Raw genomic sequence first — 15,811 nt, forward strand, 5'->3', positions numbered from 1 at the left:
GAGGAGGCATCCGCCCATGACCGACACATCCCCGGCACGAACCCCGCATGTGCTGGCGGCGGGCGACCCCGGGCCCGTGCCCGCCGGCGCCGTGCTCGTCGCCGACCGCCTCGTGCGGACCGACGGCGCCGACCCCGCCGAGATCCCGTGCCCGGCGGCCGACCTGGTGGCCGGCGAACTGCGCCGCGCCGGCGCGGCCGTGGTGCGCGGCCCGCTGCCCGTGGCCGCGCCCGGTGCCCCGGCGCCGCCCGGCGCGGTCCCCGCGCCCGCGGGCGCCGCTGCGGCCGTGCTGACCGGCACCGCACCGCCCGCGGGGATCGGCCTGGTGCCCGGCCCCCCGGCCGGCGGTGCCGAATCCGCCGATCCCGCCGGCGCCGCGCGCGCCGCCTTCGCCGCCTGGCGGGCCGCCGCCGTCCCCGTCCGCACCGTCCTGCTCGCCGCCCCGCGCTCCTTCTGCGCCGGGGTCGAGCGCGCCGTGGAGGTCGTGGAGCGCGCGCTGGCCCAGCGCGGCAGCCCGGTCTACGTGCGCAAGCAGATCGTGCACAACACCCACGTGGTCGCCGACCTGGAATCGCGGGGCGCGGTGTTCGTGGAGGAGCTGGACGCCGTGCCCGAGGGCGCCACCGTGGTGTTCTCCGCCCACGGCGTCTCGCCCGCCGTGCGGTCCGAGGCCGCCGCGCGCGGGCTCGCGGTGGTCGACGCCACCTGCCCGCTGGTCACCAAGGTCCACACCGAGGCCCGCCGCTACGCCGACCGGGGCGACACCGTGGTGCTGATCGGCCACGCCGGGCACGAGGAGGTGGAGGGCACCCTGGGCGAGGCGCCCGAGCGCACCGTCCTGGTGGAGTCCGCCGCCGACGTCGCCGCACTGGAGGTCCCCGACCCCGAGCGGGTGTCCTACCTGACCCAGACCACGCTGGCCGTGGACGAGACCGCCGAGGTGGTCGACGCCCTGCGCGCCCGCTTCCCCGCGCTGCGCGGCCCCGCCTCCGCCGACATCTGCTACGCCACCACCAACCGGCAGGACGCCCTCCGCTCGATCGCCGAGGACGCCGACCTCGTGCTGGTGGTGGGCTCGCACAACTCCTCCAACTCCCAGCGCCTGGTCGAACTCGCCCGGCGCGGCGGCACACCCGCCCACCTCGTGGACGACACCGGCGACATCCGCGCCGCGTGGCTGGCGGGGGCCGCCACGGTCGGCCTCACCGCCGGCGCCTCGGCCCCGCCCGGCCTGGTCGAGGCCGTGATCACCGCGCTGGGCGGGCTGGGCCGCGTGGCCGTGCGCGAACGCGAGACCACCCGCGAGACCGTGCGGTTCACCCTGCCCTCGGCGGTGAGGCAGCCATGAGCCCCGCCACCTCGGCCCTCGGGGCGCGGGCCGCCCTGGCGGCCATGACCCGAGGACCTCCGCCGGCTGCCCGCCGAGGACCTGCCCGGCCTCGCCGCGCAGATCCGCGCGTTCCTCGTCGATACGGCCGCGCGCACCGGCGGGCACCTGGGCCCCAACCTGGGGGCGGTCGAGCTGACCATCGCCGTGCACCGGGTGTTCGACTCCGCGCGCGACTCCCTGGTCTTCGACACCGGCCACCAGACCTACGTGCACAAGATCCTCACCGGGCGCGCCGAGGCGTTCGCCACCCTCCGCCAGGAGGGCGGCCTGTCGGGCTACCCCTCGCGGGCGGAGTCGCGCCACGACCTGATCGAGAACTCCCACGCCTCCACCGCGCTGTCCTACGCCGACGGCCTGGCCAAGGCCGCCGCCCTGCGCGGAACGGCCGGGCGGCGCGTGGTGGCCGTGGTCGGCGACGGCGCGCTCACCGGCGGCATGAGCTGGGAGGCGCTCAACAACCTGGGCGCGGCGCCGGAGCGGCCGGTGGTCGTGGTGCTCAACGACAACGGCCGCTCCTACTCGCCCACGGTCGGCGGCATCGCCCGCCACCTGGCCGCGCTGCGCGCCGGGTCCGGGGGCCCCACGGTCTTCGAGGACCTGGGGCTGGCCTACCTCGGCCCGGTCGACGGCCACGACACCGCCGCCGTGGAGGCCGCGCTGCGCGCCGCCGCCGCGCTGGAGCGCCCGGTGGTGGTCCACTGCGTGACGGCCAAGGGCAAGGGCTACGCCCCGGCCGAGGCCGACGACAGCGACCACATGCACACCGTGGGCGCGATCGACCCCGGCACCGGGCGCCCGGTGCGCCCGGCCGCCCCCACCTGGACCTCGGTGTTCGGCGAGGAGGTCACCGCCATCGGCGCCGAGCGCCCCGACGTGGTGTGCGTGACCGGCGCCATGCGGCTGCCGGCCGGGCTGGGGCCCTTCGCGCAGCGCTTCCCCCAACGGGTCTACGACGTCGGGATCGCCGAACAGCACGCGGTCACCTCCGCCGCCGGGCTGGCCCTGGGCGGCCTGCACCCGGTGGTGGCCGTCTACGCCGCGTTCCTGGGGCGGGCGGTGGACCAGGTGCTGACCGACGTCGCGCTGCACCGGCTGCCGGTGACCTTCGTGCTGGACCGCGCCGGTATCACCGGTCCCGACGGCGCCAGCCACCACGGCATGTGGGACGCCTCGCTGCTGCCGGTGGTGCCCGGCCTGGCCCTGGCGGCCCCGCGCGACTGCGCCCGGCTGCGCGAACTCCTGCGCGAGGCCGTGGCCACCGAGGACGGCCCCACCGCGCTGCGCTACCCCAAGGCGTCGGTGGGCCCCGACATCCCGGCGCTGTGCCGGGCCGGCGGCTGCGACGTCCTGCGCGAGGACCCCGGCGCGCGGGTGCTGCTGGTGGCGGTGGGGCCGATGGCCCGGCCCTGCCTGGAGGCCGCGGCCGACCTCGCCGCCGACGGCGTGCCCACCGCCGTGGTCGACCCGCGCTGGTGCGCCCCGCTGCCGGCGGGACTGTGCGCGCTCGCCGAGGACCGCGATCTGGTGGTGGCGGTCGAGGACACCTGCGTGACCGGGGCCCTGGGCGGGCGGCTGGCCCAGGCGCTGGCCAACCGCCCCCGGCCGCCCCGGGTGCTCACCCAGGCCCTGCCGCCGCGCTTCCTTCCGCACGCGGCCCGCCCCCGGCTGCTGGCCGAGGCCGGCCTGGACGCCGCCGGGATCGCCCGCCGGGTCCGCCGCCACCTGTCGGGCTGAGCCCCCAACCCGCCGCCGGGGGAGCGGCCCGCGCCAGTGGTGTGCACTGCGCGCCCGTGTGCACCGCGCGCACCGTGCGCGGGCCGCCCCGCCGCCGCGCGGTCCCGTGCGCCCGGTGCGCGCGGGCCGCTCTCCTCCCGGTGCCGTCGCACGCGGCCTCCCGCCGGCTCGGGGACGTGCGCGTCCGTGCACGTCGCGGCCGATTTCCCCGTGGGCATCCCCGGTTCAGCGGCGCGCTCCGCCCCCGGCCCGATCCCGCACCCCCGACGGCGCACCGGTTTCCGGTTCTTCCGTGACGCAGTGCACACTTACGACCCCGTTGCGCGTTTTGGTCAAGTTTCCCGCCATGTGTTGCGCAACATGAGCACATCGGTCATTATCTGGGAGTTAACTTGCGCGAAATGAGCACGTAGGAGTCAAGGTGCGCCATCAAGAGCTGCTCGACGCCGTCACCGACGGCGTCCAGCGGGTCGAGGACCTCGCCCGGACGCTCGGCATCAGCCCCTCCACCGTCCGGCGGGGCCTCGCCGAGCTGGAGCAGGCCGGCAAGGTCGTGCGCACCCACGGCGGCGCCGTGCCCGCCCCCGCGGGCGGGGAGCTGTCCTGGACGCAGAAGAGCCTGCGCAACGCCCCGGCCAAGCGGCGCATCGCAGCCGGCGCGGCCGACCTGGTCCAGGACGACCACGTGGTGCTGCTCGACGCGGGCAGCACGACCACGTTCATCGCCGAGCGCCTGGCCCAGCGGTCGGGCCCCACCGTCGTCACCAGCGGCCTGGGGCCCATGACCGCGCTGCACGACGCCGAGGGCATCGAGCTGATCGTCATCGGCGGCCGGGTGCGGCGCCGGCGCGGCTCCATCGTGGGCGACTACGCCCGCGGCGTACTCGACCGCATCACCGCCGACATCGCCTTCATCGGGGCCGACGGGATCGTCCCCGGCCGCGGCATCAACTGCCCCAGCCCCGAACTGGCGGCGATGAAGGAACTCCAGATGCGCGGCGCGCGCACGGTCGTGGTGGTGGCCGACTCCAGCAAGGTGCGTGCCGACGAGTACGCCTACTGGGCGGTCCTGCCCGGCCACTACGTCCTCCTCACCGACGACGGCATCAGCGCGGAGGACACCCAGCTCCTCGAAGCGGACCCCTCGTGCGAACTCCGCGTCGTGGAGACGGCAGGCGCCCCCAACCCGCCTGCGGCAACGGATTGACCCCACGAAAGGGGCGGACATGGAACTACAGCTTCTCGCGGCGCTGCTCGTCGGCGTCGCCGCGGTGGTCGCGATCATCGTCTGGACGCGACTGGACGCGTTCGTCGGCCTGCTGGCCGGCGCGCTGGTCACCGGTGTGATCGCCGGCGTGCCGGTCACCGAGCTGATCGAGCACATCACCACCGGCTTCGGCAACACCCTCGCCGGAATCGGCATCGTCATCGCCCTGGGCGTGATGATCGGCAAGGTGCTGGAGGAGAGCGGCGGCGCCGACGCGCTGGCGCGGATGTTCCTGAACATGGCGGGCAAGGGCCGCGAGGACGTCGCCATGACCGCCACCGGCGCGGTCGTCTCCGTCCCGGTGTTCTGCGACTCCGGCTTCGTCATCCTGCACCCGCTGGCCCGCTCGCTGGCCCGGCGCTACGGCAAGCCCCTGGTGACCCTGTCGCTGGCGCTGGCCGGCGGCCTGTCCATCACCCACCACCTGGTGCCGCCCACCCCCGGCCCGCTCGCCGCCGTGGGCCTGCTCGGCGCCGACCTGGGCACCGTGATCCTGGCCGGCGGCCTGATGTCGATCGTGCTCATCCCCGTCGTGGTCACCTACGCCCGCATCATGGGCCCGCGCCTGGAGAAGCAGCTCGACCCCGACCTCGTGCCCGAGATGGCCGCGGCAGGCTCGGGATCGTCGGGTACCGGCTCCGGCTCCGCGTCGGGTTCCGCCGGGACGGACGCCGAGCCCACCGCGCCCGAGCGCCCCCGCGTCAACCCGCTGGTGGCGGCGATCCCGCTGCTGCTGCCGCTGCTGCTGATCATCGGCAACACCGTCAGCACGGCCGCCGCCGAGGGCACCGCCGTGGCCGAGCTCTTCACCTTCATCGGCAACCCCGCCATCGCGCTGCTCATCGGCCTGGCCGTCGCCGTCTACGTGCTGCCCCGCCGCGGCACCCCCCGCAAGACCGTCATCGGCTGGCTGACCGCCGCCGCGGCCTCGGCCGGCATGATCGTCTTCATCACCGGCGCCGGCGGCGCCTTCGGCGAGGTCCTGCGCCAGTCCGGCGTGGGCGACGCCCTCGGCGAGGCCGTGGCCGGCTGGCCCGTCCCGATGTTCCTGATGCCCTTCATCATCGCCACCTTCGTGCGGCTGGCGCAGGGCTCGGGCACGGTCGCCATGATCACCGCCGCCACCCTCAGCGCCCCCGTGGTGCAGTCCGCCGGCGTCGACCCCACCGTCGCGGTGCTCTCCGCCTGCGCCGGGTCGTTCGTCTTCTCCTACGTCAGCGACTCCTACTTCTGGGTGGTCACCCGGTTCACCGGGCTGTCCGGGGGCGCCGCCGTGAAGATGTGGTCGGGCATGTCGACGGTGCTGTGGGCGGCCAGCCTGCCGCTGCTCGGTATCGCCGCGCTGATTCTGGGATAGGAGGAGACCGTGGCCCACGTGCTCGTCGTCGCCGACGACCTCACCGGCGCCAACGCCACCGGCGCGCGGTTCGCGCGCGCCGGAATGCGGGTGGCCACCGTGGCCCCCGACCAGGCGGCGCGCGCCGCCCGCGACTACGACGTGGTCGTGACCAACCTCGACAGCCGGCACGTGCCGCCCGCGCGGGCGGCCGGGCTGGTGGCCGAGGCGGTGGCGGCGGTGTGGCCCGTGGGCCTGGTGGTCAAGCGCACCGACACCACCCTGCGCGGCAACATCGGCGCCGAACTGGAGGCGGCCTGGCGCGCGGTCCGCGAGCGGGTCGACCCCCGCGTGCGGGTGCGCGCCCTGTTCGCCCCGGCCTTCCCCGCCTCGGGCCGGGTCACCGTCGACGGCGTGCAGCTGCTCGACGGGCTTCCGCTGGAGCGCAGCGAGCTGGCCCTGGACCCGCTCAACCCCATGCGCACCAGCGTCGTCGCCGACATCGTCGCCCAGCAGACCGACCTGGCGGTGCGCCACGTGCCGCTGCGCACGGTCACCCAGGGCACGCTGGCCACCGCCCTGGCGGTGGGCGACGAGCCGATCGTGCTGTGCGACGCGCTGACCGAGCAGCACCTGGCCGACATCGCCCAGGCCGCCGCCCAGGTCGCGCGCGAGCAGGACACCGTGTGGGTGGCGGTGGACCCCGGGCCCACCGGGGCGCTGCTGGCCGACGCGCTGCGGCTGCGCGGCCGGGCTGCGCCGGCCGGGCCGCTGCTGGCGGTGGTGGGCAGCGCCACCGAGCTGACCCGCCGCCAGCTCGACACGCTGGCGCGCACCGGCCCGGTCCGGTTCGTCGACGTCGACGCCGCCCGCCTGGCGTCGGCCGACACCGCCTACCGCGCCGCCCTGGCCCGCGAGGTCGTTGCCCACCTGGAGGAGGCGGAGTTCCCCGAACCGGTCGTGGTGCGCACGGCCGGCTCGGCCCGCGACGTGGTCGACCTGCCCGAGGCCGCCAAGCTCGCCCTGCCCGGGCTGCTGGCGGCGCTGGTGGCCGACGTGGTCGCGCGCACCGCGGGCACCGCCGCGCCCAGCGGGCTCTACACCAGCGGCGGCGAGGTCACCTCGGCCGTGCTGGACGCGCTGGGCGTGCGCGCCTTCGAGGTGGGCGGCGAGGTCGTCCCGCTCGCCGTCCACGGCCGCCTCAGCGGCGGCCCCCTCGACGGCGTGCCGGTGGTGACCAAGGGCGGGCTCGTCGGCGACGACAGCACGCTCGTGGAGTGCTTCGGCCGGCTGCGCCGCGCGGTCCAGGCGCGCATGCGCACGGTCGCCGCCGAGGTCGCCGAGCACCCCGCGCCCACGGCGCGACCCGCCCCCGGCGCGCCGGGGCGCGAGCCCGCCCCGCCGGGCGCGGCACCGGCGGCGCACCGCCGCGCCGGCTGAACGCACCGGGACAGAAGTGACGGCGCCCGGCCGCGCGACCGCGCGGCCGGGCCGGCCAATGGGAGGAAACCCGCAATGTCCGAACCAACGCAGACCGCCCCCGGGCGCCCCGCCCTCGCGGTGACCGTGGGCGACCCCGTGGGGATCGGCCCCGAGATCACCGTGCGCACCCTCACCGAGGTCGCCGCCTCCGCGTCGGCCCGCGCCGTCGTGGTGGCCGACCCCGCCGTGCTGCGGCGCGCCGCCGCCGTCTGCGGTATCGACGTGGAGGTGCGCGCCCTGACCTCCTGGGACCTGCCCGCCGAGAAGGACGGTGTCATCGACTGCTTCGACATCGGCGTCCTGGGCGACACCGAGCTGCCCTGGGGCGTGGTCGACAAGCGGGCCGGCCAGGCCGCCGTGCGCGCGATCGAGGTGGCCACCGGCGCGGCGATGGCGGGCAGTGTCGCCGGGATCGTCACCGGCCCCATCAACAAGGAGGCCATCTGGGCGGCCGGCAGCGAGCACCTGGGCCACACCGAGATGCTGGGCGCCCTCACCGGGGTCACCCGGCAGAACACCATGTTCGTGGTGCGCGGCAAGAAGATCTTCTTCGCCACCCGGCACGTCTCGCTGCGCACGGCGCTGGACCAGGTCAGCGTCGACCACCAGGTCAAGAGCATCGAGGAGGCGCTGACGGCGCTGCGGGTGTTCGGCCACGACAACCCGCGCCTGGCCGTGGCCGCCATCAACCCCCACGGCGGCGAGAACGGCGCGTTCGGCCGCGAGGAGATCGACCACCTCGCCCCGGCGGTGGAGCGGGTGCGCGCCACCGGTGCCGACGTGTCCGGCCCGGTGCCCGCCGACTCCGTGTTCCACCAGCTGCTCCAGGACCGCTACGACGGCGTGCTCTCCCAGTACCACGACCAGGGGCACATTGCCGCCAAGACCTTCGACTTCGACGGCACGATCTCGGTCACCGTGGGGCTGCCGATCCTGCGCACCTCGGTCGACCACGGCACCGCCTTCGACATCGCGGGCACCGGCAAGGCCAACCCGGGCACCATGCGCTCGGCGTTCCTGCACGCCTGCGAGTTCTCCCACTACGCCGACCGCATCCGCGCGGAGTACGGCTCCTAGGTCCTGTTTTTTGAAAGGTCTGCGGGGCGGGCTGGTCTTCGGTAATCCTTGGGATCCATGGTCCGACGCCATGAACTCACCGACGCCGAGTGGGACCTGCTCGCCCCGCTCATGCCCGCCCACCCCCGCAAAGGCAAGCGGTGGGCCGACCACCGCCGCGTCATCAACGCCATCCTCTACCGCACCAGGACAGGCATCCCCTGGCGCGACCTGCCCGAACGCTACGGCCCCTGGGAAACCGCCGCCGGACGCCACCGCCGCTGGTGCCTGGACGGCACCTGGCAGCGCATCGCCGACCGGCTGCGCATCGACGCCCTCACCGGCGCCGAACTCACCGCCGGTATCGACTCCACCGTGATCCGCGCCCACCACCACGCCGCCGGAGCCCCAAAAAAGGGGAGGCGGCCCGGGACGAAGGGGACAGGGCCCAAGCACTCGGGCGCTCGCGGGGCGGCTGGTCCACCAAGATCCACCTGATCGCCGACACCCGCCGGCGGCCGCTGGTCCTGGCCCTCACCCCCGGCCAGCACGCCGACACGGTGATGCTGCGGCCTCTGCTGGAGCGGCTGCGCCTGGCGCGCTCCGGGGGGCGGGCGCGCACCCGCCTGGACCGGTTGCTGGGCGATAAGGCCTACTCCAGCCGCGCCAACCGGTCCTACCTGCGCCGGCGCAAGACCAAGGCGACCATCGCCGAGCCCGCCGACCAGCGGGCCAACCGGCTGCGGCGCGGTTCGGCGGGCGGCAGGCCCCCGTCCTTCGACCGGGAGGCCTACCGCTTGCGCAACACCGTCGAGCGCGCGATCAACCTGCTCAAGCAGAACCGCGCGGTGGCCACCCGCTATGACAAGCGGGCCGTGATCTTCGAGGGCACCGTCCAGGTGGCCTCGATCAGGATCTGGCTGCGCGACCTTACCCGTTCAACAAACACTGCCTAGCAAGCACCCGCCCTCGCGCCTTCCCCCCAGGGGTGCACGCGGGCCGGTATCCGTCCGCCGGCCGCGCGTGCGCCCGCAGGCCGCCGTGCCCCCGCACCCCCTCGGGGTGCGGGGGCACGTTGCGCGGCCCCGGAAGTTGAGTAGACGTACTCACGCCTTCACCCCGGCCGCCACGATGGGATGGGTACACCGGTCGGCGACCGGTGACCCCGGAGGCGACGAGGAGGCGGACGCACATGAGCGGAACCGAGGGTGCGCACGACGAGGCACTGCGCGGCCTCGTGGAGCGCGGCGTGCTGTCGGGCTGGCAGGCCGACCAGGTCCGGGCCGCGCTCGCGGCCGGGCCCCGGCGCGCCGGGGCCCGCTGGACGGAGGTCGTCGGCTACATCGGCGGCGGCCTGGTGCTGGCGGGCGCCTGCGCGCTCGTCGGCGCCTCGTGGAGCGAGCTGGACCGCCCGGTGCGGGTGGCCCTGCTGGCCGCGCTGGCCGTGGTCGCGGTCGCCGGAGCCCTGGTCATGGCGGGCGGGCCGCAGAACATGCGGGGGCGGCGCGGCGGCGTCCCGACCGTGCGGCGCCGCATCGGCGGGGTGCTGCTGGCGCTGGCATCGGTGCTCGCCGCCTTCGCCGTGGGCGAGGCCCTGGAGTACGACGGCGACCTCACCTGGCTGCCGGTCCTGGTGGGCCTGGCCGTGGCGGCGGCCGGCTACGCGGCGCTGCCCTCGGCGGTGGGCCAGGTGGCGGTGTGGGGGATGGCCGCCGGGCTGGTGCCGGCGCTGATCGACACCTGGTGGCCCCAGACCCACCACTTCTCCCTCATCCTGGGGAGCGCCTGGATCGCGCTGGGGGCGGCGTGGGCGGCCCTGGCCGCCGCCGGGGTACTGGCCGAGCGGCGCCTGGGCCTGGGGCTGGGCCCCGCGCTGGCCCTGGTGGGCTCCCAGTTCGTGCTGGCCTGGGACGGCTACGCCTACTGGGGCTACGGCGCGACCCTGGCGGTCGCGGCGGCCTGCCTGGCCTTCTACCGGTGGGAGCGCAGCGCGGTGCTGCTGGTCTTCGGCGTCCTGGGGATCACCGTGGGCCTGCCCGAACTGGTGTGGGACCTCACCGACGGCGCGATCGGCGCGGCGGCGGTCCTGCTGCTGGCGGGCGCGGTGCTCCTGGTGGCCAGCTGGCTCGGCCTGCGCACCCACCGCCGCGCCAAGCCCGCCGCCGGATGACCGGCCGGCGGCGCGCTCCCCGCCGGGGGGAGGGCGCCGGGCGGAGCCGGGGACGGCGGCCCCGCCCGGCGCCCTCCCTTCGGCGGCCGCGGTGCCGCCGATACCGGAAGGGCCTTCCGCCCGGACCGCCGGGTTCCGTCCGAGGGTGGCGGCCCCGCTAGCTAGCGGGATCCCCGGACCGGGCGGGACACCGGGTGCCCAGGGGTGTCCAGCCACACCTCGTGTGCGCCGTCGGGGTGAACGGTCAGGCCGAAGCGGTCCACTCCCGGGCTTCCCCGGGCCAGCCACCACCGGTACGCCGCCTCCGCCTCCTCCCACAGCCGGCGCGGGCCGCTCTGGTGCGCCCAGGTGGTGCCGTCCTCGGTGACCGCCACCGCCCAGGAGCGGTCGGTGAGCCCGTACAGCCACACCGTGCCGTCGCGGGCGTTGTGGACGGCGTCGGGTACGAGCAGGCCCAGCAGCATGCCGGTCCCGCCGTAGCCGGGGTCGAAGAGGTCGGCCACGTCCAGGCCGGTGCGCACGGCCGTGGAGTGGCCGGTGCGGACGTACTCCTCGTGGTCGGGCCACGCCAGGCGCTGGGAGCGCGCCTTCATGAACTGCGCGGGTCCGGTGAACCGCCCCGACGTGCTGCCGTCGCCGGCCGCGACCAGCCGCGCGAGGGCGTCGTGCGTGCTGAAGTGGGTGCCCCAAGGCGCCACGATCACCCCGCCGGGCCGGGTCTGCTCGATCCACGCCACGGGCACGGCGCGCACCCCCACCGTGGCGATGACGCGGTCGTAGGGCGCGCGGTCGGGAAACCCGGCCAGGCCGTCCCCGGCGACCACCACGGGCCGGTACCCGGCGGCGCGCAGCCGCGCGCGGGCGCGCTCGGCCAGCGCCGCGTCGACCTCGACGGTGGTCACCGCCTCCTCGCCCAGGCGCTCGCACAGCAGCGCGGCGTTCCACCCGGTGCCGGTGCCGATCTCCAGTACGCGCATGCCGGGCCGGGCGTCCAGATCGCGCAGCATCGCGGCGACGACGCTGGGCATCGACGCGCTGGAGGTGTACAGCTCGCCGACCTCGGCGGTGGCGCCGTCGTCCCACTGCACGGTGATGGGCACATCGGCCTCGGCCCACCGCGACCAGGCGTCGGGGTCGGCGGCGCGGTCCACCCGGCGCCGGTCGTCCTCGGGGGTGAAGGGCCAGATGACGTCGGGAAGGAAGTCCGCGCGCGGCACGGCGCGGAAGGCACCGCGCCACGCGGAATCTATGGTCCCGGTGTCCACGAGGAGCCGTTCCAGGTCCTCGGTCACTTCTCATGCCGCCCCGGGCGCGGACCGCCGTCGGGGCTGGGCGGCGGCGGTGGGGGCATCGGCTGGAGCGGCGGCTGCGGCGGTCCTTCGCGGCGTGCCAACGGTTCTCCTCGGGATCGACGGCTCTCGTCGCCACCGTAGCCCCGCGACTACTCGCCGCCATTGCACGTGACCGACTGTGGCCAGAGGTGGCCGCTCGGGAGGTGGGCGGTCCGGTGAACGGCCGCCCACCTCCCGAGCGCGGGTGCTCCTTCGCCCGCCCCGGGAGGCGCGGGTTAGCGCAGGCCCTTGTCGAGGCCGGCGCGGCGCAGGGCCTCGGCCATCGCGCTGTTGGCTCCCGGGTCGGGGGCGCCGCCGCGGCGGCCGTTGTGCTGCCGGCCGCCCTGGCCGCCCTCGCCCCGGCGGCGGCCCGCGCCGCCGCGGCCGCCCTCGCCGCGCTCGGGCCGACCGCCGCCCTTGGCGGGGCGCTCGGCCTCGGGGTCGTCGTCCAGGCGCATGCTCAGCGAGATCCGCTTGCGGTCGGTGTCGACGTCCATCACCTTCACCCGGACGATGTCGCCGGGCTTGGCGACATCGCGCGGGTCGTTGACGAAGCTCTTGGACATCGCCGACACGTGCACCAGGCCGTCCTGGTGCACGCCCACGTCCACGAACGCGCCGAACGCCGCGACGTTGGTGATCACGCCCTCCAGGATCATGCCCCGCCGCAGGTCCGCCAGGGTCTCCACGCCCTCCTTGAACGAGGCCGTGGTGAACGCCGGACGCGGGTCGCGCCCCGGCTTCTCCAGCTCCTTGAGGATGTCGGTGACCGTCGGCAGCCCGAACACCTCGTCCACGAAGTCCGCCGGGTTCAGCCTGCGCAGCGCCGGTCCGTTGCCGATCAGGTCGCCCACCTGGCCGCCCGTGGCGTTCAGGATCCGCCGCACCACCGGGTAGGACTCCGGGTGCACGCTGGAGGCGTCCAGCGGGTCGTCGCCGCCGCGGATCCGCAGGAACCCCGCGCACTGCTCGAACGCCTTGGGGCCCAGCCGCGGCACCTCGGTGAGCGCCGAGCGCGCCCGGAACGGACCGTGGGCGTCGCGGTGGTCCACGATGTTCTGCGCGATCGTGGAGTTGATGCCCGACACCCGCGACAGCAGCGGCACCGACGCCGTGTTGACGTCCACCCCCACCGCGTTCACGCAGTCCTCGACCACGGTGTCCAGCGACCTCGACAGCTTCACCTCCGACAGGTCGTGCTGGTACTGCCCGACCCCGATCGACTTGGGGTCGATCTTCACCAGCTCCGCCAGGGGGTCCTGCAGCCGCCGCGCGATCGACACCGCGCCGCGCAGCGACACGTCCAGGTCGGGCAGTTCCCGCGAGGCGTAGGCCGAGGCCGAGTACACCGACGCGCCCGCCTCCGACACCATCACCTTGGTCAGCTTGGCCGGCGCGACCAGCTTCACCAGGTCCGCGGCCAGCCTGTCGGTCTCGCGCGAGGCCGTGCCGTTGCCGATCGCCACCAGCTCCACGCCGTGCTCGCGCACCAGCCGCGCCAGGGTGGCCAGCGCCTCGTCCCAGCGCCGCTGCGGCGCGTGCGGGTACACGGTGTCGGTGGCCACCACCTTGCCGGTGCCGTCCACCACCGCCACCTTCACCCCCGTGCGCAGCCCCGGGTCCAGGCCGAGCGTGGGCCGGCTGCCCGCGGGCGCGGCCAGCAGCAGGTCGCGCAGGTTGGCGGCGAACACGGCCACCCCGTCGTCCTCGGCGCGCTGCCACAGCCGCATCCGCAGGTCGATGTCCAACCGCACGAACACCCGCGTGCGCCAGGCCCAGCGCACGGTGTCCAGCAGCCAGCGGTCGCCCGGCCGCCCCCGGTCGGCGATCCCGTAGCGGGCGGCGATCGCGCGCTCGTAGGGCCCAGGCGCGGTGGGGGCGGCGTCCTCGTCGTCCTCCGGCTTCAGGGTGAGGGCCAGCACCTCCTCCTTCTCGCCGCGGAACATCGCCAGCACCCGGTGGGAGGGCAGCTCGGTCAGGCCCTCGCTGAAGTCGAAGTAGTCGGCGAACTTGGCGCCGTCCTGCTCGCGGCCCTCGCGGACCTGCGCCACCAGGCGGCCCCGCTGCCACAGCCGCTCGCGCAGCTCGCCGACCAGGTCGGCGTCCTCGGTGAACCGCTCGACCAGGATCGCGCGGGCGCCCTCCAGCGCCGCGGCGGTGTCGGCGACGCCCTTCTCGGGGTCGACGTAGGCCGCCCCGGCCGCCTGCGGGTCCAGGCCGGGGTCGCCCAGCAGCGCGTCGGCCAGCGGCTCCAGCCCCGCCTCGCGGGCGGTCTGCGCCTTGGTGCGGCGCTTGGGCTTGAACGGGAGGTAGATGTCCTCCAGCCGGGCCTTGGAGTCGGCCTCGTTGATGCGCGCCTCAAGCTCGTCGTCGAGCTTGCCCTGGGACCGGATGGAGTCCAGGATCACGGCCCGGCGCTCTTCCAGCTCCCGCAGGTAGCGCAGCCGCTCCTCCAGGTGGCGCAGCTGGGCGTCGTCGAGGGCGCCGGTGGCCTCCTTGCGGTAGCGCGCGACGAAGGGCACGGTCGCCCCGCCGTCCAGCAGCGCGACGGCCGCCGTCACCTGGTGTTCGCGGACGCCGAGTTCCTCGGCGATCCGCCGGTCGATGCTGATCGTCACGTTGGGGTGTCCACTTTCTCGTTCTGGTCCGACGGTGCATTCTCCTGTGGCCCGGGGACGTTGTCACGCCGGACCCGCCCGCCCGCCCCGTCGCGCCGCCGCGCCGGTTTTGGTCGGGGGCTGACCGTGCGCCGACCGGCCGTTGAACGCGGTGCTGGTCTCCTGTAGGGAAAGGACGCCTCAGCAGAACGAGAGGGGACGAGCGTGAACGTCGACCCGACGTCGCTGCGCGACCTGGCCACCATCTCCGACGACATCGGCGTGCTCAGCGTGTACGCCACCGCCGACCCCCGCGACCGCACGGCGACGCCCGCCTGGCGGCTGTCGGTCGACAACGCCCTGGGCGAGGTGCGCGGCGGAGCGGCCAACGGCGGCGACAAGGAGCGCCAGGCCGCCGTGCTCGACCGCCTGGAGCGGCTGGGCCCCGAGATCGAGAGCGTGCTGCACACCACCGAGCCCGGCGTGGGCCGCGCGCTGTTCGCGCCGGTCACCGGCGAGGAGGTGCACACCCTCACCGTGCAGGTCCCGCTGGACGACTGCGCGGTCCTGGCGCCCCACCCCTACCTGCGCCCGCTGGCCAACGCCCTCACCCTGGGCGCGCCCGCCGGCGTGGTGGCGGTGTCCCAGGACGGCGTGCGCGTGATCGACCTGCGCTTCGGCGCCGCCTCGGAGGTCACCCGGCTGGACTTCGCGCTGGACAACGACGACTGGCGCGGCACCCGCCCCGCCGCCGCCGGTAACCGGGGCCCGGGCGGCGGCGCCCCCTCGCGCACGGGCGGCGCCGCCGAGCGCTTCGACCGCCGCGTCACCGAGAACCTGCTGCGCTACCTCAACTCGGTGCGGCCGCGCATCGCCGAGATCGCCGACGCGCGCGGCTGGCGCGAGGTCGTGGTCACCGGCGACGCCCGCCTGCTGGAGGTGGTGCGCGAGGGCCTGCGCGCCGACCGGCCGCGCCGCGACGTCATCCTGCTGGACCGCCGGGTCTCGCCCCAGCGCCCCACCTCCGAGATCGCCGAGCTGGTGCGGCCCGAACTGGAGGAGGCGCGCACGCGCGCCTGCCGCGCGATGGCCGAGCGGGTGTGCGACATCGCGCGCTCGGGCGGCAACGCCACCACCGGGCTCAGCGACACCCTCGGCGCCCTGCGCGAGAACCGGGTGGCCCACCTGGTGATGGACGGCACCCGCGAGCTGACCGGGCACCGGGGCCGCGACGGGCGGTACTACCCTCAGGGAGAGCTGCCGCCCGGGGAGTCCTACACCTCCATGACCGAGGAGCTGGACCTGGGCGAGCGGATGATCGAGATGGGGCTCGCCGGGGGCGCCGAGGTCACGCTGCTCCCCGAGGGGGCGGCCGAGGTGCTGGCCGAGGCCAAGGGCGTCGCCGCGCTGCTGCGCTGGTAGCCGCCGGCCGCAGGCCCCGTAGACGA

Annotated in this window: 9 protein-coding genes and 2 pseudogenes; 9 read left to right on the forward strand and 2 right to left on the reverse strand. The window is 75.7% G+C overall.

The window, feature by feature from the left end; all coding sequences use genetic code 11:
* Positions 1–16 precede the first annotated feature (16 nt).
* The 8 genes and pseudogenes from ispH (at position 17) to HNR12_RS00335 (ending at position 10,435) form a co-directional block, all read left to right on the forward strand.
* The gene (gene ispH, locus HNR12_RS00300; protein WP_179765564.1) at positions 17–1,348 is read left to right on the forward strand and encodes a 4-hydroxy-3-methylbut-2-enyl diphosphate reductase; all 1,332 of its coding nucleotides are present in this window, start codon (positions 17–19) and stop codon (positions 1,346–1,348) included.
* Between the two features lie 48 nt (positions 1,349–1,396).
* A pseudogene (locus tag HNR12_RS00305) lies at positions 1,397–3,124 on the forward strand (1-deoxy-D-xylulose-5-phosphate synthase); the annotation flags it as partial.
* Positions 3,125–3,545: 421 nt separating this feature from the next.
* The gene (locus HNR12_RS00310; RefSeq protein ID WP_179765565.1) at positions 3,546–4,331 is read left to right on the forward strand and encodes a DeoR/GlpR family DNA-binding transcription regulator; all 786 of its coding nucleotides are present in this window, start codon (positions 3,546–3,548) and stop codon (positions 4,329–4,331) included.
* 19 nt (positions 4,332–4,350) lie between these two features.
* On the forward strand, positions 4,351–5,748 hold the full coding sequence (locus tag HNR12_RS00315; protein WP_179765566.1) for a GntP family permease: 1,398 nt from the start codon (positions 4,351–4,353) through the stop codon (positions 5,746–5,748).
* A 9-nt stretch (positions 5,749–5,757) separates the two neighbouring features.
* Positions 5,758–7,167 carry a four-carbon acid sugar kinase family protein gene (locus HNR12_RS00320; RefSeq protein WP_179765567.1) on the forward strand — a complete coding sequence of 470 codons (1,410 nt, stop codon included), beginning with the start codon at positions 5,758–5,760 and terminating at the stop codon, positions 7,165–7,167.
* 75 nt (positions 7,168–7,242) lie between these two features.
* Entirely contained in the window at positions 7,243–8,286 is a 1,044-nt protein-coding gene (gene pdxA / locus HNR12_RS00325) for a 4-hydroxythreonine-4-phosphate dehydrogenase PdxA (RefSeq protein WP_179765568.1), read from the forward strand.
* Positions 8,287–8,343: 57 nt separating this feature from the next.
* Positions 8,344–9,221: pseudogene (locus tag HNR12_RS00330) on the forward strand (IS5 family transposase).
* 236 nt (positions 9,222–9,457) lie between these two features.
* Positions 9,458–10,435, forward strand: a complete 978-nt coding sequence (locus tag HNR12_RS00335; protein WP_179765569.1) for a DUF2157 domain-containing protein — start codon at positions 9,458–9,460, stop codon at positions 10,433–10,435.
* A gap of 161 nt (positions 10,436–10,596) precedes the next feature.
* Here HNR12_RS00335 and HNR12_RS00340 read toward each other — a convergent pair whose 3' ends face one another.
* A complete protein-coding gene (locus HNR12_RS00340) occupies positions 10,597–11,727 on the reverse strand; it encodes a methyltransferase domain-containing protein (RefSeq protein ID WP_218901819.1) in 1,131 nt (376 codons plus the stop codon).
* Between the two features lie 275 nt (positions 11,728–12,002).
* On the reverse strand, positions 12,003–14,384 hold the full coding sequence (locus HNR12_RS00345; protein WP_179765570.1) for a Tex family protein: 2,382 nt from the start codon (positions 14,382–14,384) through the stop codon (positions 12,003–12,005).
* Between the two features lie 204 nt (positions 14,385–14,588).
* Between HNR12_RS00345 and HNR12_RS00350 the strand changes: the two genes are divergently transcribed.
* Complete coding sequence (locus HNR12_RS00350; RefSeq protein ID WP_308118671.1) at positions 14,589–15,785, forward strand: VLRF1 family aeRF1-type release factor; 1,197 nt, start codon at positions 14,589–14,591, stop codon at positions 15,783–15,785.
* The last annotated feature ends 26 nt before the right edge of the window (positions 15,786–15,811 follow it).

Source organism: Streptomonospora nanhaiensis (genome assembly GCF_013410565.1).
Lineage (GTDB): Bacteria > Actinomycetota > Actinomycetes > Streptosporangiales > Streptosporangiaceae > Streptomonospora > Streptomonospora nanhaiensis.